Genomic DNA, 19,719 nt, shown 5'->3' with positions numbered 1-19,719 from the left:
TCACCAGACGTAGGCGAGGACTTCTCCGCCCACGCCCTTCTGGTTCGCCTGACGGTCGGTGAGCAGGCCCTGGCTCGTCGAGATGATCGCGACGCCCAGTCCACCGAGCACCCGGGGCAGGCCCGTGTGCTTGGCGTAGACCCGCAGGCCCGGCTTGCTGATGCGGCGCACGCCAGCGATCGAACGCTCGCGGTTGCGGCCGTACTTGAGGGTGATGGTCAGCGTCTTGCCCACGGCCGGGGAGCCGTCGGCGGCCACGTTGTCCGCCACGTCGAAGGAGGTGATGTAACCCTCCTGCTTGAGGATCTCGGCGACGCCCACCTTCAGCTTGCTGTAGGGCATCGACACCGAGTCGTGGTACGCCTGGTTGGCGTTGCGCAGACGCGTGAGCATGTCCGCGATCGGGTCGGTCATCGTCATGGTTGCTGTGTTTCTCTTTCTGCTGCGGTTTCCGGCGGCTCATCCGGCCGGCGGACCTTCAGCGATGGGTGTGGTGGGTGCGGCTCACCAGGAGGACACGGTGACGGGTGTCACCACGAGGACTTGGTGACACCGGGCAGCTCGCCGCGGTGCGCCATCTCGCGCAGGCAGATCCGGCACAGGCCGAACTTGCGGTAGACGGCCTTGGGGCGGCCGCAGCGCTGGCAGCGGGTGTAGCCGCGCACCGCGAACTTCGGCTTGCGAGCGGCCTTCACCTTCAGAGCAGTCTTCGCCATGTCAGTTCTCCTTGAACGGGAAGCCGAGCTGCTTGAGCAGCGCGCGGCCCTGGTCGTCGTCGGTGGCCGTGGTCACGACGGTGATGTCCATGCCTCGCTGGCGGTCGACCCGGTCCTGGTCGATCTCGTGGAACATCACCTGCTCGGTGAGCCCGAAGGTGTAGTTGCCGTTGCCGTCGAACTGCCGCGGCGAGAGGCCACGGAAGTCGCGGATGCGGGGCAGCGCCAGGCTCAGCAGCCGGTCGAGGAACTCCCACATCCGGTCACCGCGCAGCGTGACGTGCGCGCCGATCGGCATCCCCTCGCGCAGCTTGAACTGCGCGATGGACTTGCGGGCCTTGGTGACGGCCGGCTTCTGGCCGGTGATCGCGGTGAGGTCGCGGATCGCGCCCTCGATCAGCTTGGAGTCGCGGGCGGCCTCGCCCACACCCATGTTGACCACGATCTTCACCAGGCCGGGGGTCTGCATCACGTTGCCGATGCCGAACTCCTCGCGCAGCGCCGGCGCGATCTCCTCGCGGTAGCGCGTCTTGAGGCGCGGCGTCGGCCGGGTCTCGGTGGCGGTCTCGCTCATCTCAGATGTCCTTCCCGGTCTTCCGCGACACGCGCACGCTGCGGAACCCGGCGTACTGCGACCCGTCGGGGCGGGTCTTCAGCACCTCGTCGCGACGGAAGCCGACCCGGGTCACGCCCTTGCCCTCGACCAGCATCACGTTGGACACGTGGATCGGGGCCTCGGTCGTGATGATGCCGCCGGTGTTGCCGGCGCGCCCACCCTGGTCGACCACCTTGGTGTGCTTCTTGATGCGGTTGACGCCCTCGACGATCACCCGCTGCTCCTCGCGGAGCACCTGGATGACCTTGCCCTCGGCGCCCTTGTCCTTGCCGGCGATCACCTTGACGGTGTCGCCCTTCTTGATCTTCATTCCCTTGGCCATGGCTCAGAGCACCTCCGGCGCGAGCGAGATGATCTTCATGAACTTCTTGTCGCGCAGCTCGCGGCCCACGGGGCCGAAGATGCGCGTGCCGCGCGGCTCGCCGTCGCTCTTGAGGATCACTGCGGCGTTCTCGTCGAAGCGGATGTACGAGCCGTCGGGCCGGCGCCGCTCCTTGGCGGTGCGCACGACGACCGCCTTGACGACGTCGCCCTTCTTGACGTTGCCGCCGGGGATCGCGTCCTTGACGGTGGCGACGATGGTGTCGCCGATCCCGGCGTAGCGACGGCCGGAACCGCCGAGAACACGGATGCACAAGATCTCCTTGGCACCGGTGTTGTCGGCGACCTTGAGTCGCGACTCCTGCTGAATCATCGGTTTCTCCTGGTTGTCGTGCCGGTTCTCGGCGCCTCAGGGGCGGCGAGCCTGGCCGAACGGGTGATTACTTCGCGCGCTCGAGGATCTCGACCACGCGCCACCGCTTGGTGGCGGACAGCGGCCGGGTCTCCATCACCAGCACCCGGTCGCCCACGTGGGCGTCGTTCTGCTCGTCGTGGGCCTTCAGCCGGGAGGTACGCCGCATCACCTTGCCGTAGAGGGCGTGCTTGACGCGGTCCTCGACGGACACGACCACGGTCTTGTCCATCTTGTCGCTGACCACGACACCCTCACGGAGCTTGCGAGCGTTGCGCTCGACGGTCTCCTGCTGCTCGCTCATGCGTCAGCGCCTTCCTCGTTGGCGCCCGGAGCGACGCGGATCCCGAGCTCGCGCTCGCGGACCACGGTGTAGATCCGGGCGATGTCCTTCTTGACGGTGCGGAGCCGGCCGTGGCTCTCCAGCTGGCCGGTGGCCGCCTGGAAGCGCAGGTTGAACAGCTCCTCCTTGGCCTCGCGCAGGCGGGCCTCGAGGTCGACGCTGTTGAGCTCGTCGAGCTCGTGCGCGCTCATCTTGCCTGCCATCAGAACTCACCTGCCTCGCGGGAGACGAACCGGCACTTCATGGGGAGCTTGTGCATCGCCCGGCGCATCGCCTCACGGGCGACGTCCTCGGGGACACCGGAGAGCTCGAACATGACGCGACCGGGCTTGACGTTGGCGATCCACCACTCGGGCGAGCCCTTGCCGGAGCCCATCCGGGTCTCGGCGGGCTTCTTGGTCAGCGGGCGGTCGGGGTAGATGTTGATCCACACCTTGCCGCCACGCTTGATGTGCCGGGTCATGGCGATACGAGCGGACTCGATCTGCCGGTTGGTGACGTAGTGCCCCTCCACGGCCTGGATGCCGTAGTCGCCGAAGGCGAGCCGGGTGCCGCCCTTGGCGGCGCCGGTGCGCTTCGGGTGGTGCTGCTTGCGGTGCTTGATGCGTCGCGGCATCAACATGACGCTCAGCCCTCCTGTCCGGTGGCGGCGGGCGCCTCGGCGGGAGCCGCGGCCGCAGCGTCGGTGGCGGGAGCCTCGGCCGGGGCCTCGGTGGTCTCCTGGCGGGGACCGCGCGAGCCGCGGCTGGGGCGGTCGCCGCCACGGCCGGAACGGCCGCCGCGACCGGGAGCCCCGGCGCGGGCCGCGGCCTGCGCCTGACGCTCGGCGCGGGTGCCCGCGACCTCGCCCTTGTAGATCCAGACCTTCACGCCGATGCGGCCGAAGGTCGTGCGGGCCTCGTAGAAGCCGTAGTCGATGTCGGCGCGCAGCGTGTGCAGGGGCACCCGGCCCTCGCGGTAGAACTCCGTGCGCGACATCTCGGCGCCGTTGAGGCGGCCCGAGCACTGGATCCGGATGCCCTTGGCGCCCGAGCGCATCGACGACTGCATCGCCTTGCGCATCGCGCGCCGGAACTGGACACGACCGGACAGCTGCTCGGCCACACCCTGGGCGACCAGCTGGGCGTCGATCTCGGGGTTCTTCACCTCGAGGATGTTGAGCTGGACCTGCTTGCCGGTGAGCTTCTCGAGCTCGCCCCGCAGCCGGTCGGCCTCGGCGCCGCGACGGCCGATGACGATGCCCGGCCGAGCGGTGTGGATGTCCACCCGCACCCGGTCCCGGGTCCGCTCGATCTCGACCTTGGCGATGCCGGCCCGCTCCATCCCCTTGCTGAGGAGCTTGCGGATGGCGACGTCCTCACCGACGTAGCTCTTGTAGAGCTTGTCGGCGTACCAGCGGCTCTTGTGGTCGGTGGAGATGCCGAGGCGGAAGCCGTTCGGGTTGATCTTCTGGCCCATCAGGCGTCCCGTCCCTTCTTCTGGTTCTTGCTCGCAGTCACGACGTCGGCCGGCTGGACGGCCAGCGTGATGTGGCTGGTGCGCTTGTTGATGCGGGTCGCGCGGCCCTGGGCACGCGGCCGCCACCGCTTCATCGTCGGGCCCTCGTCGACCATCGCGACCGAGACCACCAGGTCCTTGCGGTCGAGGTCCTCGGTGCCCTCGGCGTTGGCGATGGCGCTCTCCAGCACCTTGTAGACGGTCTCGGCGGCCGCCTGCGGCGCGAACGCCAGCAGCGACAGGGCCTCGTCGACCGGAAGGCCGCGGACCAGGTCGACGACCCGGCGCGCCTTCATCGGCGTGATCCGCACGAAGCGTGCGCTCGCGAAGGCTCCCGGCTGGTCGCCGAGCAGCGACTCGCGGCGGGCGCTGACGCGCCGGCGCTCGGTAACGCTCATTGCTCGTTCTCTCCAGTTCCTGTGACTCAGGCGCCCCGCGTCAGCGGCGGCGGCCCTTCCGGTCTTCCTTCACGTGCCCGCGGTAGGTGCGGGTCGGCGCGAACTCCCCGAGCTTGTGGCCGACCATCGAGTCGGTCACGAACACCGGGACGTGCTTGCGGCCGTCGTGCACGGCGATCGTGTGGCCGATCATGGCCGGCACGATCATCGAGCGCCGCGACCAGGTCTTGATGACGTTGTGCGAGCCCTTGTCGTTCTCGGCGTCCACCTTCTTCATCAGGTGGTCGTCGACGAACGGGCCCTTCTTCAGGCTGCGAGGCATGTCAGCTCTTTCCTCTGTCCTCAGCGCTTCTTGCCGGTCTTGCGGCGGCGGATGATCTGGGCGTCGGAGGCCTTGCGCTTGCGCGTGCGACCCTCCGGCTTGCCCCACGGGGACACCGGGTGGCGACCACCCGAGGTCTTGCCCTCACCACCGCCGTGCGGGTGGTCGACCGGGTTCATGACGACACCGCGGACGGTCGGGCGCTTGCCCTTCCAGCGCATCCGGCCGGCCTTGCCCCAGTTGATGTTGGACTGCTCGGCGTTGCCGACCTCGCCCACCGACGCACGGCAGCGGACGTCGACGAAGCGCATCTCGCCCGACGGCATCCGCAGCGTGGCGCGGGAGCCCTCCTTGGCGACCAGCTGCGCGCTGTTGCCGGCGGAGCGGGCGATCTTGGCGCCACCACCGGGCCGCAGCTCCACGCAGTGCACCGTGGTGCCGACGGGGATGTTGCGCAGCGGCAGGTTGTTGCCGGGCTTGATGTCGGCGTTCGGGCCGGACTCCACCGCGGTGCCCTGGGACAGGTCCTTGGGCGCGATGATGTAGCGCTTCTCGCCGTCGGCGTAGTGCAGCAGCGCGATCCGGGCGGTGCGGTTGGGGTCGTACTCGATGTGCGCGACCTTGGCCGGGACGCCGTCCTTGTCGTAGCGACGGAAGTCGATGATGCGGTAGGCGCGCTTGTGGCCGCCGCCCTGGTGCCGGGTGGTGATCCGGCCCTGGTTGTTGCGACCGCCCTTCTTGGGCAGCGGACGCGTCAGCGACTTCTCCGGCGTGGTCCGGGTGACCTCGACGAAGTCGGCGACCGACGAGCCGCGACGGCCCGGGGTGGTCGGCTTGTACTTGCGGATTGCCATGGTTCTCTCGTCCTCTCTCCGGATCCGGTCAGGAGACCGGGCCTCCGAAGATGTCGATGCGGTGGCCCTCGGCGAGGCTGACGATGGCGCGCTTGGTGTCCTTGCGCTTGCCCACGCCGTTGCGGGTGCGGCGGGTCTTGCCCGGGCGGTTGAGCGTGTTGACCGAGGTCACCTTGACGTTGAACACGCTCTCGACCGCGATCTTGATCTCGGTCTTGTTGGCGTCGGGACGCACCAGGAAGGTGTACTTGTTGGCGTCGAGGAGGCCGTAGCTCTTCTCGGAGACCACCGGCGCGATCAGGATGTCGCGCGGGTCCTTGTGCAGGGTGCTCACTTGTCAGCCTCCTCGTCCTTCGCGGCGGCAGAGCCGCCACCGGCGCGCTTGAAGCCCGCCGCCTCGGCGTCCTCGGCGGACTTGAAGTAGAACTCCGCCTCGGTGGCGTCGTACCACTGGCCGTCGGGCTCGTGGTAGAGGCCGGAGTCGGCGTTGCCCTTGACGTCGTAGCCCTTGGGCGCCTTGCCGCTCTTGAGCGGGGCCTTGGCGCCCTTCGGGAGCGCCGGGGCCTCGTCGGCAGCGTCGGCCTCGGGGGCGACGTCGGCGAACGCCGCGGGGGCGGTCGCCTCGGGCTCCTCGGCCTTGGCGGCCTTCTCGGCCTTGGCCGGCTTGTCCGCCTTGGCGGGCTTCTCGGCCTTCGCCTCGGCGGGCTTCTCGGCGGCCGGGGCCGCCTTGCCGCGGGCGACGGAGCCCACGAAGGCGTCGTAGGCGCCCTTGGTGAAGACCACGTCGTCGCTGGCCAGCACGTCGTAGGTGTTGAGCTGGTCGACGGCGACGATGTGCACCTCGGCCGCGTTGCGCAGCGAGAGCCAGGTCAGCGCGTCGGTGCGCTCGAGCACCACGAGGAAGCGGGCCCGGTCGGCGACGCCGGACAGGGCGGCGAGGGCGGCCTTGGTCGAGGGCTTGTCACCGGCGACCAGGGACTCCACCACGTGGACCCGGCCGTTCCGGGCCCGGTCGGAGAGGGCGCCACGCAGGGCGGCGGCCTTCATCTTCTTGGGGGTGCGCTGGTCGTAGCTGCGCGGCTGCGGACCGTGAACGGTGCCACCGCCGGCGAACTGCGGCGCCCGGGTCGAGCCCTGGCGGGCCCGTCCGGTGCCCTTCTGCTTGTAGGGCTTGCGGCCACCGCCGCGGACCATGCCGCGGGTCTTGGTGGCGTGGGAGCCCTGGCGGGCGGCGGCCTGCTGGGCCACGACCACCTGGTGGATCAGGGGGACGTTGACCGCGACGTCGAAGATGTCGGCGGGCAGGTCGACCTTGAGGGTCTTGGTGCTCACTGGTCCTCCCCAGACTTCTTGGCGGCCGAGCGCAGCACCACGAGTCCGCCCTGGGGGCCGGGGATGGCGCCCTTGACCAGGATCAGGCCCTTGTCGGCGTCCACGGCGTGGACGACGAGGTTCTGCACGGTGACCGTGTCGTTGCCCATCCGGCCGGCCATCCGGGTGCCCTTGAAGACACGACCCGGCGTGGCGCAGGCGCCGATGGAGCCCGGCTTGCGGTGGTTGCGGTGGGCACCGTGGGAGGCGCCGACGCCGGAGAAGCCGTGACGCTTCATGGTGCCGGCGAAGCCCTTGCCCTTGCTGGTGCCGGTGACGTCGATCTGCTCACCCGCGGCGAACATCTCCGGGGAGAGCTCCTGGCCGACGGTGTAGGTCGCCGCGTCGGCGGTGCGGATCTCGACGAGGTGGCGGCGCGGCGTCACGCCCGCCTTGGCGTAGTGGCCGGTGGTCGGCTTGTTGACCTTGCGGGCCTCGATCTCGCCGTACCCGACCTGGATGGCGTCGTAGCCGTCGGTCTCGGGGTGGCGGACCTGGGTCACCACGTTGGTGCCGGCCGCGATCACGGTCACGGGGACGACGCGGTTGTTGTCGTCCCAGAGCTGGGTCATGCCGAGCTTGGTGCCCAGCAGCCCCTTCACGTTGCGTTCCCTGGTCATGTCTGCCTCAGAGCTTGATCTCGATGTCGACGCCGGCAGGCAGGTCGAGGCGCATCAGCGAGTCGACGGTCTTCGGCGTGGGGTCGATGATGTCGATGAGACGCTTGTGCGTGCGCATCTCGAAGTGCTCGCGGGAGTCCTTGTACTTGTGCGGCGAGCGGATGACGCAGTAGACGTTCTTCTCGGTCGGCAGCGGCACCGGGCCGGCGACCTTGGCACCCGTGCGGGTGACGGTGTCCACGATCTTGCGCGCCGAGGTGTCGATCACCTCGTGGTCATAGGCCTTGAGCCTGATGCGGATCTTCTGTCCCGCCATCTGTCTCTCTCGTCCGTTCGGGTCGTACCCGGGGTGGGTACCGCGTGCGCTGCTGTCTCGAGGGATCCCCGGGTGAGGATCTCCCGCCCCGCTCCACCACCCGCTCCTCGCCGACCCCCGCGGTCGGGCGTGTCGCGTCATTTCGACGCACCACGAACCAGCGCGGGGAATCGCATGTCGCTGTGGGTGGCACCCGACGGGGCTGTCGGGGTGATCGGGTCTCCAGGTGCGGTGCGGCCACACGCCACCACCGAATCCACTCAGCCGGGCAGGCCCGGAGGGAGACACGATTCAGTAGTCAAGGTGGGTCGCACCCCGGCAACCCGCCGGAGCAACCTGACTATCTTGGCAGAGAACCGCAGTTGCGCAAAATCCGGTGCGGCTACCTGACAGGATGGGCGGGTGCGCCCCGAGGGGGCCACCCGCTGCCCGCGCGGCAGCCGGAGCCGACCGGGCGACAGGGGGGCGTATGTCGGGGACCGAGGACCCGTACGCCGGGCCCCCCGCGCCGCCGGCGTACCCACCGCCGGGCTGGGCCCCGCCACCCCCCGGCTCACCGCCCCCCGGGTCACCGCCGCCCGGGTCGGCCGCTCCCCCGCCACCGGGGTGGGGCGCCGCGCCCACGGCGCCCGGCTGGGGCCAACCGCCGGTCGGTCCGCCGGTCGGCCCGCCACCACCGGGCTGGGGACAGGCACCGGGCCCGGCGGGACCGATGCCGCCGGCCCCCGGCTGGGGGGCCGCGCACAAGCCGGGCGCGGTGCCGCTGCGCCCGCTCGGCCTCGGCGACATCTACGGCGCGGCGTTCAAGATCATCCGGGTCAACCCCTCCGCCACCGTGGGCTCCGCGGTGCTGGTGGCCGCGGTGAGCATGCTGCTCCCGGTGCTCGCCACCGCCGCGCTGGCGCTGTTCACCGACTTCACACTCCTGGACCCGGCCACGATCGACACGGCGAACCCCGACAACGTGACCACGAACGCCGAGATCTTCGCGGCGCTCACGCCGCTGATGCTGCTGAGCGTGGGCAGTCTGCTCTCGGCGTTCGGGCTGATCTTCGTCACCGGCATGGTCACCCACGTCACCGCCGCGGCCGCGGTGGGTCGGCGGGTCGGCCTCGGCGAGGCCTGGGCCGCGACGCACGGCCGCCGGTGGCGGCTGGTCGGACTGTCGCTGACTCTCGCCCTGATGTGGTCGTTGGTGATCGGGATCTATCTGCTGATGGTGACCGCCGCGCTCCTCGGTGGCGGCGACGTCGGCACCGTCGTGGCCGTCGTCCTGATCGGTCTGCTGGTGTCCGTGCCGGTCTGGTTCTTCCTGTGGATCCGGGTCTCCTACCTCGCCGTCCCGCCGCTGATGCTGGAGAGGGTCGGCGTGTTCGGCGCGATCGGGCGCGGGTGGCAGCTGACCCGCCGGCAGTTCTGGCGCACCTTCGGCATCGCCCTGCTCACCGTCCTGGTCACGGGCATCGCCAGCAACGTGCTGGGGTTCCCCCTGGGGCTGATCGGTGGGGCCATCTCGGCGGCCGTCCCCGACCCGCAGACCGCGGTGCTGGTGTCGGTGGCCGTGCAGGCGCTCGCCTCGGTGCTGTCCTCCGCGTTCACGGCCCCGTTCACCTCGGCCGTCACCTGCCTGCAGTACGTCGACCAGCGGATCCGCAAGGAGGCCTACGACATGGAGCTGCTCGCCCAGGCCGGAGTCCTCGCTCGGTGATCCTGCCGCTCTCGGAACCACCCCTGACGCCGTCGCCGGACCAGGCACGGCTGTGGCTGCGTCGTGAGCTGGTCAACCCGGAGTACCAGCGCGAGAGCCCGCTCGCGCGTGCCTGGGCATGGATCCAGGACGCCCTCGCGCGTGCCGCCGAGGGGGCCGCCTCGGTCGGGCCTCTGGTCACCTTGCTGTCGCTGCTCGTCTTCGCGCTGCTCGCGGTGGCGCTCGGGCTGCTGGTCGCTCGCGCCCGTACCAACCGCCGTGCGGCGCGCGCCGAGCGCCCGGTGCTCGACGACCCGGCCGTCACCGCCGCCGAGCTGCGCCGGCGGGCGCGGGCGGCCTTCGCCGACCAGCGGTGGGACGACGCCGTGGTCGACGGCTTCCGCGCGGTCGCCGCCGGTCAGGTGGAGCGCGGCCGGCTCGATGACCTGCCGGCCGCCACCGCCCACGAGGTGGCCGCCGTGCTGGAGCAGCAGTTCCCCCGGCGCCACGACGAGGTCGCCCGGGCGGCGTACCTCTTCGACCTCGTCCTGTACGGCGACCGGCGCGCGACGCAGGAACAGGCGGCCGCGGTCCTCGCGCTCGACGACGAGCTGGTGGCGGGCCGATGAGCGCCGTCGTGTCCACGCCGGCCGCCCGCCGGCTGCGCACCCCGATCCTGATCGGCGTCGTGCTGCTGCTCGCTGCCGCCGCGGTGGCCCTGCTCGGCGGGCGGGTGGCCACCTCCACGCCTCTGGACCCCGACAACCCCGCCCGCACCGGCGCCCAGGCGGTGCGCAGGGTGCTCGAGCAGCAGGGCGTCGACGTCACCGTGGTCCGCTCGGCGGCGGCCTTCGACGAGACGGAGATCGGCGCCGGCACCACGGTGCTGGTCACCTCGGCCGGCAACCTGGGCGGCGACACCACCGAGCGGCTGTGGAGGCACAGCGCCACCGGCTACCTCGTGCTCGTCGACCCGCCGCGGGCGGTCGCCGAGGTGGCCGGCGTACCCGAGGGGGCGCCGGACTTCGTGGGAGGTGCGGTCGCGGCCGACTGCGCCGACCCCGACGTCACCGACCTGACCATCAGCGGCCTGCAGGGCACGTCGTACCCGACCACCTTGGGGTGCTTCCCCACCCAGGGCGGCTACCTGCTCGCCAAGGCGCCTCGACGGGTGACCGTTCTCGGCGCCCCCTGGGTGCTGGCCAACGGCACCATCACCGACGCCGACAACGCCGCCCTCGCGTTGCGCCTGCTCGGCGGCCACCGCGAGCTCGTGTGGTACGTCCCCGACGCCGCCGACGTCCCGGCGGGCGAGGGCGTCGGGGTCGGCGAGCTGATCCCCGACTGGGTGAGCCCCGGGCTGTGGCTGCTCGGGGTGACCGTCGTCGGCCTGATGCTGTGGCGCGGCCGCCGGCTCGGACCGTTGGCCAGCGAGCCGCTGCCGGTCACCGTCACGGCCATCGAGTCGACGCTGAGCCACGGCCGCCTCTATCGGCGGGCCCGCGACCGGGCCCACGCCGCCGGGGTGCTGCGCGAGGCCAGCCGGGTCCGGCTGACCGAGCAGCTGGCGCTTCCCGGCCGCCTCGAGCCCACCACCCTCGCGCAGGTCCTGAGCTCGCGGACCGGCCGGCCCACGGCCGAGCTGCAGGCGCTGCTCGACCCCAGCTCCCCTCCCCCACCGACCGACCGCGACCTGGTCGAGCTGGCCACCCGGCTCGCCGAGCTCGAGAGAGAGGTACGCCGCCCATGAGCGACCCCACCCCCGGACCTGCCGACGGCACCGCTGCCGCCGCGCCCCCGACGCCAGCCCCGACGCCAGCCCAGCCAACAGCCCAGCCGACGGCCCCTCCGTCGCCCGCGCCCACACCTCAGCCGGCCGCGGCGCCGCCCGACCCGGCCCGCGAGCGCCTCGGGGCCGTGCGCGCCGAGGTGGCCAAGGTGGTGGTCGGCCAGGACGCGGCCGTGTCGGGGCTGCTGGTGGCGCTGCTGTGCGGCGGCCACGTGCTGCTCGAGGGCGTGCCCGGGGTGGCCAAGACGCTGCTGGTGCGCACCCTCGCCGCCTCCCTGTCGGTGGAGTCCACCCGGGTGCAGTTCACGCCCGACCTGATGCCGGGAGACATCACCGGCTCGATGGTGATCGACTCCCACCGCGGGGAGCTGTCCTTCCGCGAGGGCCCCCTGTTCACCAACCTGCTCCTCGCCGACGAGGTCAACCGGACCCCACCCAAGACGCAGTCGGCGCTGCTGGAGGCGATGGAGGAGGGGCGGGTGTCGGTCGACGGGGTGACCCGTGACCTGCCGCGACCGTTCCTGGTGGCGGCCACCCAGAACCCCGTCGAGTACGAAGGCACCTATCCGCTCCCCGAGGCGCAGCTCGACCGGTTCCTGCTCAAGCTCACGCTGCCGGTGCCGCCGCGCGACCAGGAGCTGGAGATCCTGCGTCGGCACGCCGCCGGGTTCGACCCGCGTGACCTGGCGGCCGCCGGCGTCACCGCGGTCGCCGGGCCGGCCGACATCGCCGCCGGACAGCACGGGGCGCGGCAGGTGCAGGTGTCGCCCGAGGTGACGGCGTACGTCGTCGACCTGGCGCGCGCGACCCGGGAGTCGCCGTCGCTCAGCCTGGGCGTCAGCCCCCGCGGCGCCACCGCGCTGCTGCGCGCCAGCCAGGCCTGGGCCTGGTTGGTGGGCCGCGACTTCGTGACGCCCGACGACGTGAAGGCGCTGGCCCAGGCCACCCTGGCGCACCGGCTCGGGCTGCGGCCGGAGGCCGAGCTCGAGGGCGTCGAGGTCGGCCAGGTGCTGCAGTCGGCGCTGGCCGCCGTGCCGGTCCCCCGGTGACGGGAGGCGGGTGATGGCGGTCAGCGGTCGGGTGCCGCTGCTCCTGCTGCTCGGCATGGTGCCGCTGGTGCTCCGGCCGAGCCTGGGCACGGTGTGGATGTGGGTGGCGGTGGTGGTGACGCTGGTGGTGGCCGACTGGGCGCTGGCGCCACGGCCGGCGGCGCTCTCGGTCACCCGTCGGTCGACGGCCCCGGTCCGGCTCGGCGAGCCGACTCACTCCGACCTCCTGGTCGAGAACACCGGCCGCCGCACGGTGACCGGCGTGCTGCGCGATGCCTGGCAGCCCACGGCCGGGGCGACCGGCAACCGGCACCGGCTGCGGCTCAGTGCGGGCGACCGCACGCTGCTCTCCACCTCGCTCGTCCCCCGGCGGCGCGGTGACCTGCGAGCGGCCGGCGTGACGCTGCGCAGCCGCGGCCCCCTCGGCCTGGCCGCGAGGCAGACGACCCGCGAGGTGCCGGGACGGGTGCGCGCGCTGCCGGCGTTCGAGTCGCGCAAGCATCTGCCCTCCCGGCTGGCGCGACTCCGCGAGCTCGACGGCCGGGCCGCGGTCCGGGTGCGCGGCCAGGGCACGGAGTTCGACTCGCTGCGCGAGTACGTCCGCGGCGACGATGTCCGGTCGATCGACTGGCGGGCGTCGGCGCGCAGCCGCTCGGTGGTGGTCCGCACCTGGCAGCCCGAACGCGACCGCCGGGTGGTCATCGTGCTCGACACCTCTCGCGTGTCGGCCGGCCGGGTGGCCGACGTACCTCGGCTCGACTCGGCGATGGACGCGGCCCTGCTGCTCGCCGCGCTGGCGGCGCGTGCCGGCGACCGGGTCGACTTCCTCGCGGGCGACCGGACCGTGCGGTCGCGGCTGCGCTCGGCGGGCGGCCGCGACATCGCGGCCCGCCTGCAGGACCAGATGGCCGACCTGGAGCCGGTCATCGCCGAGGCCGACTGGAGCGCGCTCGGCAGTGCCATCGCCGGGCTCGGGCGGCAGCGGGCGCTGCTGGTGCTGCTCACTCCCCTGGAGCCCGCGGCCGTCGAGGAGAGCCTGCTGCCGGTGCTGCCGTCGCTGACCCGCCACCACCAGGTGGTGCTGGCCTCGGTCCGCGACCCCGCCCTGGAGGAGATCGCGGCCGAGCGGGGCAGCGTGGCCGACGCCTATGCCGCCGCGGCCGCGGAGCGGGCGCTGGCCCGGCGCCGGCACACCACCGAGCTGCTGGCCGCGCTCGGGGTGTCGGTCGTCGACGCCGACGCCGAACGGCTGCCGCCGGCCCTCGCCGACCACTACCTCGCGCTCAAGGCCGCCGGGCGACTCTGAGCCGCGGCCTCGCGGCCCGACCCCGGCTCAGGCGGCGGTGGCCACCCGGTCCTCCAGCAGGGAGGCGTCCAGGTCGCCGGTCTCCCCCCGGAGGTACGCCGACCGCCCGAGGACGAACACGTAGGCGAGGAACGTCGCCTCGGCCAGGATGCCGATGCCGACCCGCGCCCAGGTGGGCAACGGCGAGGGCGTCACGAAGCCCTCGATCATGCCGCTGACGAAGAGCACGAGCACCAGCCCCAGGGCCACGGTGCCCGCGGTCCGGCCCTCCTGCGCCACCGACCGGACCCGGGTCTGGTCGCCCGGGGCGACCCAGGACCAGAACAGCCGCAGCCCGACGCCGGCGGCCACGAAGACCGCCGTGAGCTCCAGCAGCCCATGGGGCAGGATCAGCCCCCAGAAGTGCCCGCCGTGCCCGTGCCGGGTCATGATCGAGCCGAGGATGGCCAGGTTGAGGATGTTGTTCCACAGCAGGTAGACCACGGGCAGCCCGAAGATCCCGAAGGCCAGGCAGAGCGCGGAGACCCACGCGTTGTTGACCCACACCGACAGCGCGAAGTGCGAGGCGGCGAACTCGCTGTAGTAGCCCTCGATGTCGTGGTTGACGAGCTGGTCGACCTGCTCGGGCGTCAGCAGCGACTGCTCGACGGCCGGATGCTGGAGCAGCCAGACGATGAGCGCGCCGGCGACGACCACGTTGGCCGCCATCGTGCCGAGCCACCACCACCGCAGCCGGTAGAGCGCGGCCGGGAATCGGGCGAGCAGGAAGTGCCGCACCCCGGCCCAGGCCGTCGTCCGGGTGCCCACGGCGCGGTTGCGGGCGCGGGCGAGCAGCGCCGACAGATAGGCGATGACCTGGCCGTCGGGCGCCTGGGTGCGCACGACCGAGAGCTGGGTGGCGACGGTCTGGTAGCGGTCGACGAGCTCGTCGGCCTCCGCGCCCGTCAGGGAGCGGCGGCGCGTCAGCTCCTCGAGGCGCCGCCACTCGGGGTGGTGCGCCTGCACATACGCGTCCAGATCCACGCCGAGAAGCCTATGCTGGCCGGCGATGGCTGCCAGCGTTTCGGGGCCTTCGGGCGGTCCCCCGGGACTGTCCGGCTATGCCTCGCTCACCGACGACGACCTCGTGACCGGCGAGGCCGTCGCCCTCGACCTGCCCGCGGCCAACTTCGGGCACCGGGTGGTGTCCGGCGTGATCGACGTCGTGGTCACCATGGTGCTGCTGATCGTGGTCCTGTGGGTGGCACTGACCATCACCCTGCCGGTCGACGAGGCGGTGCTCCGGATCGGGCTGATCGGCGGCCTGGTCGCCGCCCTGGTCGGCTTCCCGACCACCCTCGAGACGCTGACCCGCGGCCGCTCGCTCGGCAAGCTGGCGATGGGGCTGCGCGTGGTGCGCGACGACGGTGGACCGATCTCCTTCCAGCACGCCTTCGTCCGGGCGCTGCTGGGCGTGGTCGAGATCTACGGTCTGAGCGGCTCGATCGCGGTGCTGTCGTCGATGCTCAACACCCGCGGCAAGCGGCTGGGCGACTTCGTCGCCGGCACCTACGTCGTCCGCGACCGGGTCTCGCTCCAGCTGACCCGACCCGTCGACGTCCCGTTCCCGCTGCGGGGCTGGGCGCAGACCGCCGACGTGGCGGCGCTGCCGACGGGGCTGGCCCTGGCGGTGCGCCAGTTCCTGGCCCGCGCCCACGCCGTGGACCCGGAGGCGCGCTGGCGGCAGGCGAGTGCCCTCGCGGCCCAGGTGCAGGGCTACGTCGCGCCCCCTCCGCCGGCGGGGACGCCACCGGACGCGTTCCTCGCCGCCGTGGTGGGCACCCGCCGGGACCGGGATGCCCGCCGGCTCCAGCGCGAGGCCGTGCTGCGGCACCGACTCGCGACCCGCCGCTGAGACGTCCGACCACCGATCCGGTTGCCGCTGGCGACCATCCCTGTCGATACCGTCGCGCAGCCACTACATTGCCGCCATGATCGATCGTTCCCGGCTCGCCGACCTCCTCGCCGGCGAGGAGCGCCGCTTCGCCGACACCCATCCACGCTCCGCCGAGCTGTCCGCGGAGGCGAGCAGGTCGCTGCTGGGCGGCGTCCCGATGCCGTGGATGACCCGCTGGCCGGGCTCCTTCCCGCTCTTCTTCGAGACCGCCGCGGGTGCCAGGTTCACCGATGTCGAAGGCCGGGAGTACGTCGACCTGTGCCTGGGCGACACCGGAGCGATGACCGGCCACGCGCTGCCCGCGGTGACCGAGGCGGTGACCGCCCGAGCGAGCACCGGGATCACCACCATGCTGCCGTCGACCGACGCCGCGTGGGTCGGCACCGAGCTGGCCCGCCGCTTCGGCCTGCCGCAGTGGCAGATGGCGATGACGGCCACCGACGCCAACCGGTTCGTGCTCCGGTTCGCCCGGAAGCTCACCGGCCGTCCACGGATCGCCGTGATGGACTGGTGCTACCACGGCACCGTCGACGAGACCCTGGCGATCCTCGGCGACGACGGCACCGTGGTCTCGCGCCCTGGCGCGATGGGCCCGCCGGTCGATGTCGCGGTGACGACCGCGGTGGTGCCGTTCAACGACCCGGACGCCCTGGACCGCCGCCTCGCCCAGGGCGACGTGGCGGCCCTGCTGATGGAGCCGGCGCTGACCAACATCGGCATCGTGCTGCCCGATGAGGGCTACCTCGCCCAGGTCCGTGAGATCACCCGACGACACGGGGTGCTCTGGGTGATCGACGAGACCCACACCCTGTGCGCGGGTCCGGGAGGCTGCACCGCGGCCTGGGCGCTGGAGCCCGACTTCGTGGTGATGGGCAAGCCGATCGGCGGCGGGGTGCCGGCCGCGGCGTACGGCGCCAGTGCCGAGGTCGCCGAGAGACTCAACGTGCACATGCTCGGCACCGAGATCGACGTGGCCGGCGTCGGCGGGACCCTCACCGGCAACGCGCTCGCGCTGGCGGCGGTGCGCGCCACGCTGTCCACGACGCTGCGCGAGGAGGACTACGCCGTCGCGATCCCGCTGGCCGAGCGGTTCACCGCCGGCGTGGCCGACGTCATCGCACGGCACGACCTGCCCTGGCACGTCCAGCGGCTCGGCTGCCGGGCGGAGTACTGGTTCTGCCCGCCACCGCGCAACGGCGCGGACGCCGCGGCCGCGGTCGACGAGGATCTCGACGCCTTCATGCACCTGTGGGCCCTCAACCGGGGCATCCTGCTGACGCCGTTCCACAACATGGCTCTCTTCTCCCCCCACCACACCGAGGCCGACGTCGACCTGCACACCCAGGTGTTCGGCGACGCCGTGCAGGCGCTGCTCGGCGACTGACCCTTGATCGACCCGGAGGCCGGGGCTACCGTCGGAGGATGAGCGGGCTGCTCCTCGCGGGTGCCTGGCTCCTCGCGCCGTTCCTGCCGTGGCGGCGGTCAGCCAGGTTGGTCGCTCGCGTCCGGGCCCGGCTCGCCGAGCGGCGCCGGCCGGCCCACGGACGGCCCGTCGAGCGGATCGCCGCCGACGCTCGCCGGCTCTCGGTGTGGTACCGCACCTGCCCGCGGGGCCAGTCGTTCGCGAAGTACGAAGCCCATCGTCGGGCCTACGACGACGTGCTGGCCGAGGCCTGCACCGCCCTCGGGATCGACCACCTGCTGGGCGTCCTGGAGCCCGGTCCGGAGCTCGACCTGGAGCGGGCGCGGGTCGAGGCCCGCCTGGAGCAGTCGGGGCTGCCGCTGGGACTGCCCCTCTAGGGCTCCACGCGCTGGTACGCCAGGTCGACGATCTCCCGGCCGGCCGCGAGCCCCTTCCGCTCGAACCTGGTGACCGGCCGCTCGTCCCAGCGCGGCACGACGCCGCCGGCCAGCCGCGGCTCGGCGCCCAGCACGTCCTGCATCTGGGTGGCGTAGTCCCCCCAGTCGGTGGCCAGCCGCCACCATGCGCCCGGCGTCAGCCGGTCCGCGGCCAGCGCGGCGAACCGGGGCGAGACCAGGCGCCGCTTGTGATGCCGCGACTTGCGCCAGGGGTCGGGGAAGAACGTCCACAGCTCGTGCAGCATGCCCTCGCCGACCAGGTGCTCGAGCGACCAGACCGCGTCGACCGAGCACAGCCGCACGTTGCCGACATCCGCCTCCGCGAGTCGCTGCAGGGTGGCGGCGACGCCCGGCCGCCAGACCTCGAAGGCGACCACGTCGACATCAGGGTGGCGGGCGGCCAGCGCGACGGTGGCCTCCCCGACGCCCGAGCCGATCTCGACCACCAGCGGAGCGGTCCGGCCGAAGCGCTCGGCCCAGGAGAACCCGGGCTCCTCGACCGCCTCGTCGGGGATCACCCACGCGTCGTGGTGCTCCGCCCAGGCGGCGGCCTGGGCGGGGGTCAGCCGGCTCCCCCGTCGCGAGTAGGACAGCACCTCGCGGACCGGGCGACCGTCCTCGGTGAGCCGGTGGTGCGGGCGAGCCGGACGGGACGGCAGAGCGACCCGGCTCAGCCGGTCGACGTGGTGGTCCCGGCAACGGCGACCAGCACGACGAAGAGGATCAGGGCGAGGATGCCGAGGATGATCAGCACCGAGCCCACGATGCCGAGGATCCGGCCGATGTTGGCCTGGTCGCGGCCGCCGTAGGCGCCCGGCGAGGCGTCGATCTCGGCGACCACCCGGTTGCCCATGACCCAGGCGAAGGGTGCCGCGACACCGCAGACCACCAGACCGACGATCCCGAGCACGAGCACCGTCGTGGCCTGGGGGTGGTTGGGCACGGGCTGGTACGACGGCGGCGGAGGCGCGCTGTAGCTCATGGGCCGAGAGTAAACCAGACAGCACGACGGCCCCGGACCAGAGGTCCGGGGCCGTCGTGGCTGAGCGTGCTCACCCCGCGGGCAGACCCGTGGGGTGGTGGATCACTTCGTGATCTTGGTGACCCGGCCGGCGCCGACGGTGCGGCCACCCTCGCGGATCGCGAAGCGCAGACCCTCGTCCATCGCGATGGGCTGGATCAGCTCGACGGCCATCTCGGTGTTGTCACCGGGCATCACCATCTCGGTGCCCTCGGGCAGCGTCACCACACCGGTCACGTCCGTGGTCCGGAAGTAGAACTGCGGACGGTAGTTGTTGAAGAACGGCGTGTGCCGGCCACCCTCGTCCTTCGAGAGGACGTAGACCGACGCCTCGAAGTTGGTGTGCGGGGTCGTGGTGCCCGGCTTGATGACGACCATGCCGCGCTCGACGTCCTCGCGCTTGGTGCCACGGAGCAGCAGACCGACGTTCTCACCGGCCTGGCCCTCGTCGAGCAGCTTGCGGAACATCTCGACACCGGTGACGGTGGTCTTCTGCGAGGTCTCGCGGATGCCGACGATCTCGACCTCCTCGCCGACCTTCACGATGCCGCGCTCGATGCGGCCGGTGATGACCGTGCCGCGCCCGGTGATGGTGAAGACGTCCTCGACCGGCATCAGGAACGGCTTGTCGATCTCGCGCTCGGGGGTCGGGATGTAGTCGTCGACGGCCTGCATGAGCTCGAGCACCGACTCGCCCCACTTGGCGTCGCCGTTGAGGGCCGGGAAGGCCGCCACGCGAACCACGGGGATGTCGTCGCCGGGGAACTCGTACTCGGAGAGGAGCTCACGCACCTCCATCTCGACGAGCTCGATGAGCTCCTCGTCGTCGACCATGTCGCACTTGTTGAGCGCGACCACGATCGAGGGCACGCCGACCTGGCGAGCCAGGAGCACGTGCTCCTTGGTCTGCGGCATCGGGCCGTCGGTGGCGGCGACCACGAGGATCGCGCCGTCCATCTGGGCCGCGCCGGTGATCATGTTCTTGATGTAGTCGGCGTGCCCGGGGCAGTCGACGTGCGCGTAGTGGCGCGCCTCGGTCTGGTACTCGACGTGCGCGATGGAGATGGTGATACCGCGCTGCCGCTCCTCGGGAGCCTTGTCGATCTCGTCGAACGGCGTGAACGGGTTCAGGTCCGGGTACTTGTCGTGCAGCACCTTGGTGATCGCTGCGGTCAGCGTCGTCTTGCCGTGGTCGATGTGACCGATGGTGCCGATGTTGACGTGCGGCTTGGTCCGCTCGAACTTCGCCTTAGCCACTGGGGGCTCCTCCTGGTTGTTTTCTGAC

28 protein-coding genes are annotated in these 19,719 nt (G+C 72.1%); 8 read left to right on the top strand and 20 right to left on the bottom strand.

Features of this window, described 5'->3' with window-relative positions:
- The 16 genes from rpsH to rpsJ all read right to left on the bottom strand — a co-directional run bounded on the left by rpsH (nucleotide 1) and on the right by rpsJ (nucleotide 7,786).
- Nucleotides 1-420 (bottom strand): 30S ribosomal protein S8, encoded by a 420-nt coding sequence (gene rpsH, locus R2740_RS01025; RefSeq protein WP_371300826.1) that lies wholly within the window; start codon nucleotides 418-420, stop codon nucleotides 1-3.
- A gap of 110 nt (nucleotides 421-530) precedes the next feature.
- Nucleotides 531-716: a type Z 30S ribosomal protein S14 gene (locus tag R2740_RS01020; protein WP_011757321.1), complete on the bottom strand. Its 186-nt coding sequence runs from the start codon at nucleotides 714-716 to the stop codon at nucleotides 531-533.
- 1 nt (nucleotide 717) lies between these two features.
- Nucleotides 718-1,290 (bottom strand): 50S ribosomal protein L5, encoded by a 573-nt coding sequence (gene rplE / locus R2740_RS01015; RefSeq protein ID WP_371300825.1) that lies wholly within the window; start codon nucleotides 1,288-1,290, stop codon nucleotides 718-720.
- A gap of 1 nt (nucleotide 1,291) precedes the next feature.
- A complete protein-coding gene (gene rplX / locus R2740_RS01010) occupies nucleotides 1,292-1,642 on the bottom strand; it encodes a 50S ribosomal protein L24 (RefSeq protein WP_371301165.1) in 351 nt (116 codons plus the stop codon).
- Between the two features lie 15 nt (nucleotides 1,643-1,657).
- Nucleotides 1,658-2,026 (bottom strand): 50S ribosomal protein L14, encoded by a 369-nt coding sequence (gene rplN / locus R2740_RS01005; RefSeq protein WP_371300824.1) that lies wholly within the window; start codon nucleotides 2,024-2,026, stop codon nucleotides 1,658-1,660.
- Between the two features lie 67 nt (nucleotides 2,027-2,093).
- Nucleotides 2,094-2,369 (bottom strand): 30S ribosomal protein S17, encoded by a 276-nt coding sequence (gene rpsQ / locus R2740_RS01000; protein WP_371300823.1) that lies wholly within the window; start codon nucleotides 2,367-2,369, stop codon nucleotides 2,094-2,096.
- Nucleotides 2,366-2,611, bottom strand: a complete 246-nt coding sequence (rpmC, locus tag R2740_RS00995; protein ID WP_371300822.1) for a 50S ribosomal protein L29 — start codon at nucleotides 2,609-2,611, stop codon at nucleotides 2,366-2,368. Before rpmC ends, rpsQ begins: the two co-directional genes overlap by 4 nt.
- A complete protein-coding gene (rplP, locus tag R2740_RS00990) occupies nucleotides 2,611-3,030 on the bottom strand; it encodes a 50S ribosomal protein L16 (protein ID WP_371300821.1) in 420 nt (139 codons plus the stop codon). Before rplP ends, rpmC begins: the two co-directional genes overlap by 1 nt.
- 5 nt (nucleotides 3,031-3,035) lie before the next feature.
- A complete protein-coding gene (rpsC, locus tag R2740_RS00985) occupies nucleotides 3,036-3,866 on the bottom strand; it encodes a 30S ribosomal protein S3 (RefSeq protein WP_371300820.1) in 831 nt (276 codons plus the stop codon).
- Nucleotides 3,866-4,303 (bottom strand): 50S ribosomal protein L22, encoded by a 438-nt coding sequence (gene rplV / locus R2740_RS00980; RefSeq protein ID WP_371300819.1) that lies wholly within the window; start codon nucleotides 4,301-4,303, stop codon nucleotides 3,866-3,868. The genes rpsC and rplV overlap by 1 nt, the downstream gene beginning before the upstream one ends.
- 40 nt (nucleotides 4,304-4,343) lie before the next feature.
- The gene (rpsS, locus tag R2740_RS00975; RefSeq protein ID WP_110182960.1) at nucleotides 4,344-4,625 is read right to left on the bottom strand and encodes a 30S ribosomal protein S19; all 282 of its coding nucleotides are present in this window, start codon (nucleotides 4,623-4,625) and stop codon (nucleotides 4,344-4,346) included.
- 20 nt (nucleotides 4,626-4,645) lie between these two features.
- Complete coding sequence (gene rplB, locus R2740_RS00970) at nucleotides 4,646-5,479, bottom strand: 50S ribosomal protein L2 (protein WP_371300818.1); 834 nt, start codon at nucleotides 5,477-5,479, stop codon at nucleotides 4,646-4,648.
- Between the two features lie 28 nt (nucleotides 5,480-5,507).
- Nucleotides 5,508-5,813: a 50S ribosomal protein L23 gene (gene rplW / locus R2740_RS00965; RefSeq protein ID WP_371300817.1), complete on the bottom strand. Its 306-nt coding sequence runs from the start codon at nucleotides 5,811-5,813 to the stop codon at nucleotides 5,508-5,510.
- On the bottom strand, nucleotides 5,810-6,811 hold the full coding sequence (rplD, locus tag R2740_RS00960) for a 50S ribosomal protein L4 (RefSeq protein WP_371300816.1): 1,002 nt from the start codon (nucleotides 6,809-6,811) through the stop codon (nucleotides 5,810-5,812). The genes rplW and rplD overlap by 4 nt, the downstream gene beginning before the upstream one ends.
- Nucleotides 6,808-7,470 carry a 50S ribosomal protein L3 gene (gene rplC / locus R2740_RS00955; protein ID WP_371300815.1) on the bottom strand — a complete coding sequence of 221 codons (663 nt, stop codon included), beginning with the start codon at nucleotides 7,468-7,470 and terminating at the stop codon, nucleotides 6,808-6,810. The genes rplD and rplC overlap by 4 nt, the downstream gene beginning before the upstream one ends.
- 7 nt (nucleotides 7,471-7,477) lie before the next feature.
- A complete protein-coding gene (gene rpsJ / locus R2740_RS00950) occupies nucleotides 7,478-7,786 on the bottom strand; it encodes a 30S ribosomal protein S10 (RefSeq protein ID WP_008360994.1) in 309 nt (102 codons plus the stop codon).
- Nucleotides 7,787-8,498: 712 nt separating this feature from the next.
- Here rpsJ and R2740_RS00945 point away from each other — a divergent pair.
- The 5 genes from R2740_RS00945 (at nucleotide 8,499) to R2740_RS00925 (ending at nucleotide 13,617) form a co-directional block, all read left to right on the top strand.
- Nucleotides 8,499-9,494 (top strand): hypothetical protein, encoded by a 996-nt coding sequence (locus tag R2740_RS00945; RefSeq protein WP_371300814.1) that lies wholly within the window; start codon nucleotides 8,499-8,501, stop codon nucleotides 9,492-9,494.
- Entirely contained in the window at nucleotides 9,491-10,102 is a 612-nt protein-coding gene (locus R2740_RS00940; RefSeq protein ID WP_371300813.1) for a DUF4129 domain-containing protein, read from the top strand. The genes R2740_RS00945 and R2740_RS00940 overlap by 4 nt, the downstream gene beginning before the upstream one ends.
- The gene (locus R2740_RS00935) at nucleotides 10,099-11,223 is read left to right on the top strand and encodes a DUF4350 domain-containing protein (protein ID WP_371300812.1); all 1,125 of its coding nucleotides are present in this window, start codon (nucleotides 10,099-10,101) and stop codon (nucleotides 11,221-11,223) included. The genes R2740_RS00940 and R2740_RS00935 overlap by 4 nt, the downstream gene beginning before the upstream one ends.
- Nucleotides 11,224-11,390: 167 nt before the next feature.
- The gene (locus R2740_RS00930; protein ID WP_371300811.1) at nucleotides 11,391-12,311 is read left to right on the top strand and encodes an AAA family ATPase; all 921 of its coding nucleotides are present in this window, start codon (nucleotides 11,391-11,393) and stop codon (nucleotides 12,309-12,311) included.
- A gap of 13 nt (nucleotides 12,312-12,324) precedes the next feature.
- Nucleotides 12,325-13,617 (top strand): DUF58 domain-containing protein, encoded by a 1,293-nt coding sequence (locus R2740_RS00925; RefSeq protein ID WP_371300810.1) that lies wholly within the window; start codon nucleotides 12,325-12,327, stop codon nucleotides 13,615-13,617.
- A 27-nt stretch (nucleotides 13,618-13,644) separates the two neighbouring features.
- Here R2740_RS00925 and R2740_RS00920 read toward each other — a convergent pair whose 3' ends face one another.
- Nucleotides 13,645-14,640, bottom strand: a complete 996-nt coding sequence (locus tag R2740_RS00920; protein WP_371300809.1) for a stage II sporulation protein M — start codon at nucleotides 14,638-14,640, stop codon at nucleotides 13,645-13,647.
- 25 nt (nucleotides 14,641-14,665) lie between these two features.
- Between R2740_RS00920 and R2740_RS00915 the strand changes: the two genes are divergently transcribed.
- From R2740_RS00915 to R2740_RS00905, 3 genes are all read left to right on the top strand, one after another.
- A complete protein-coding gene (locus R2740_RS00915) occupies nucleotides 14,666-15,511 on the top strand; it encodes an RDD family protein (protein ID WP_371300808.1) in 846 nt (281 codons plus the stop codon).
- A 76-nt stretch (nucleotides 15,512-15,587) separates the two neighbouring features.
- Nucleotides 15,588-16,937, top strand: coding sequence for a transaminase (locus R2740_RS00910; protein ID WP_371300807.1), 1,350 nt, complete (start codon nucleotides 15,588-15,590; stop codon nucleotides 16,935-16,937).
- 38 nt (nucleotides 16,938-16,975) lie between these two features.
- Nucleotides 16,976-17,353: a hypothetical protein gene (locus R2740_RS00905; protein ID WP_371300806.1), complete on the top strand. Its 378-nt coding sequence runs from the start codon at nucleotides 16,976-16,978 to the stop codon at nucleotides 17,351-17,353.
- Here the strand turns inward: R2740_RS00905 and R2740_RS00900 are convergent.
- The 3 genes from R2740_RS00900 to tuf all read right to left on the bottom strand — a co-directional run bounded on the left by R2740_RS00900 (nucleotide 17,350) and on the right by tuf (nucleotide 19,691).
- Complete coding sequence (locus R2740_RS00900; RefSeq protein ID WP_371300805.1) at nucleotides 17,350-18,009, bottom strand: tRNA (guanosine(46)-N(7))-methyltransferase TrmB; 660 nt, start codon at nucleotides 18,007-18,009, stop codon at nucleotides 17,350-17,352. The genes R2740_RS00905 and R2740_RS00900 overlap by 4 nt on opposite strands.
- A gap of 74 nt (nucleotides 18,010-18,083) precedes the next feature.
- On the bottom strand, nucleotides 18,084-18,395 hold the full coding sequence (locus tag R2740_RS00895; RefSeq protein WP_371300804.1) for a DUF4190 domain-containing protein: 312 nt from the start codon (nucleotides 18,393-18,395) through the stop codon (nucleotides 18,084-18,086).
- Between the two features lie 102 nt (nucleotides 18,396-18,497).
- A complete protein-coding gene (tuf, locus tag R2740_RS00890) occupies nucleotides 18,498-19,691 on the bottom strand; it encodes an elongation factor Tu (RefSeq protein WP_371300803.1) in 1,194 nt (397 codons plus the stop codon).
- Nucleotides 19,692-19,719 lie beyond the last annotated feature (28 nt).

The sequence above is a fragment of the Nocardioides sp. genome (genome assembly GCF_041393715.1).
Lineage (GTDB): Bacteria > Actinomycetota > Actinomycetes > Propionibacteriales > Nocardioidaceae > Nocardioides.
Note: the sequence above shows the minus strand (reverse complement) of the source record. Positions and strands in the feature narration are given on the sequence as shown.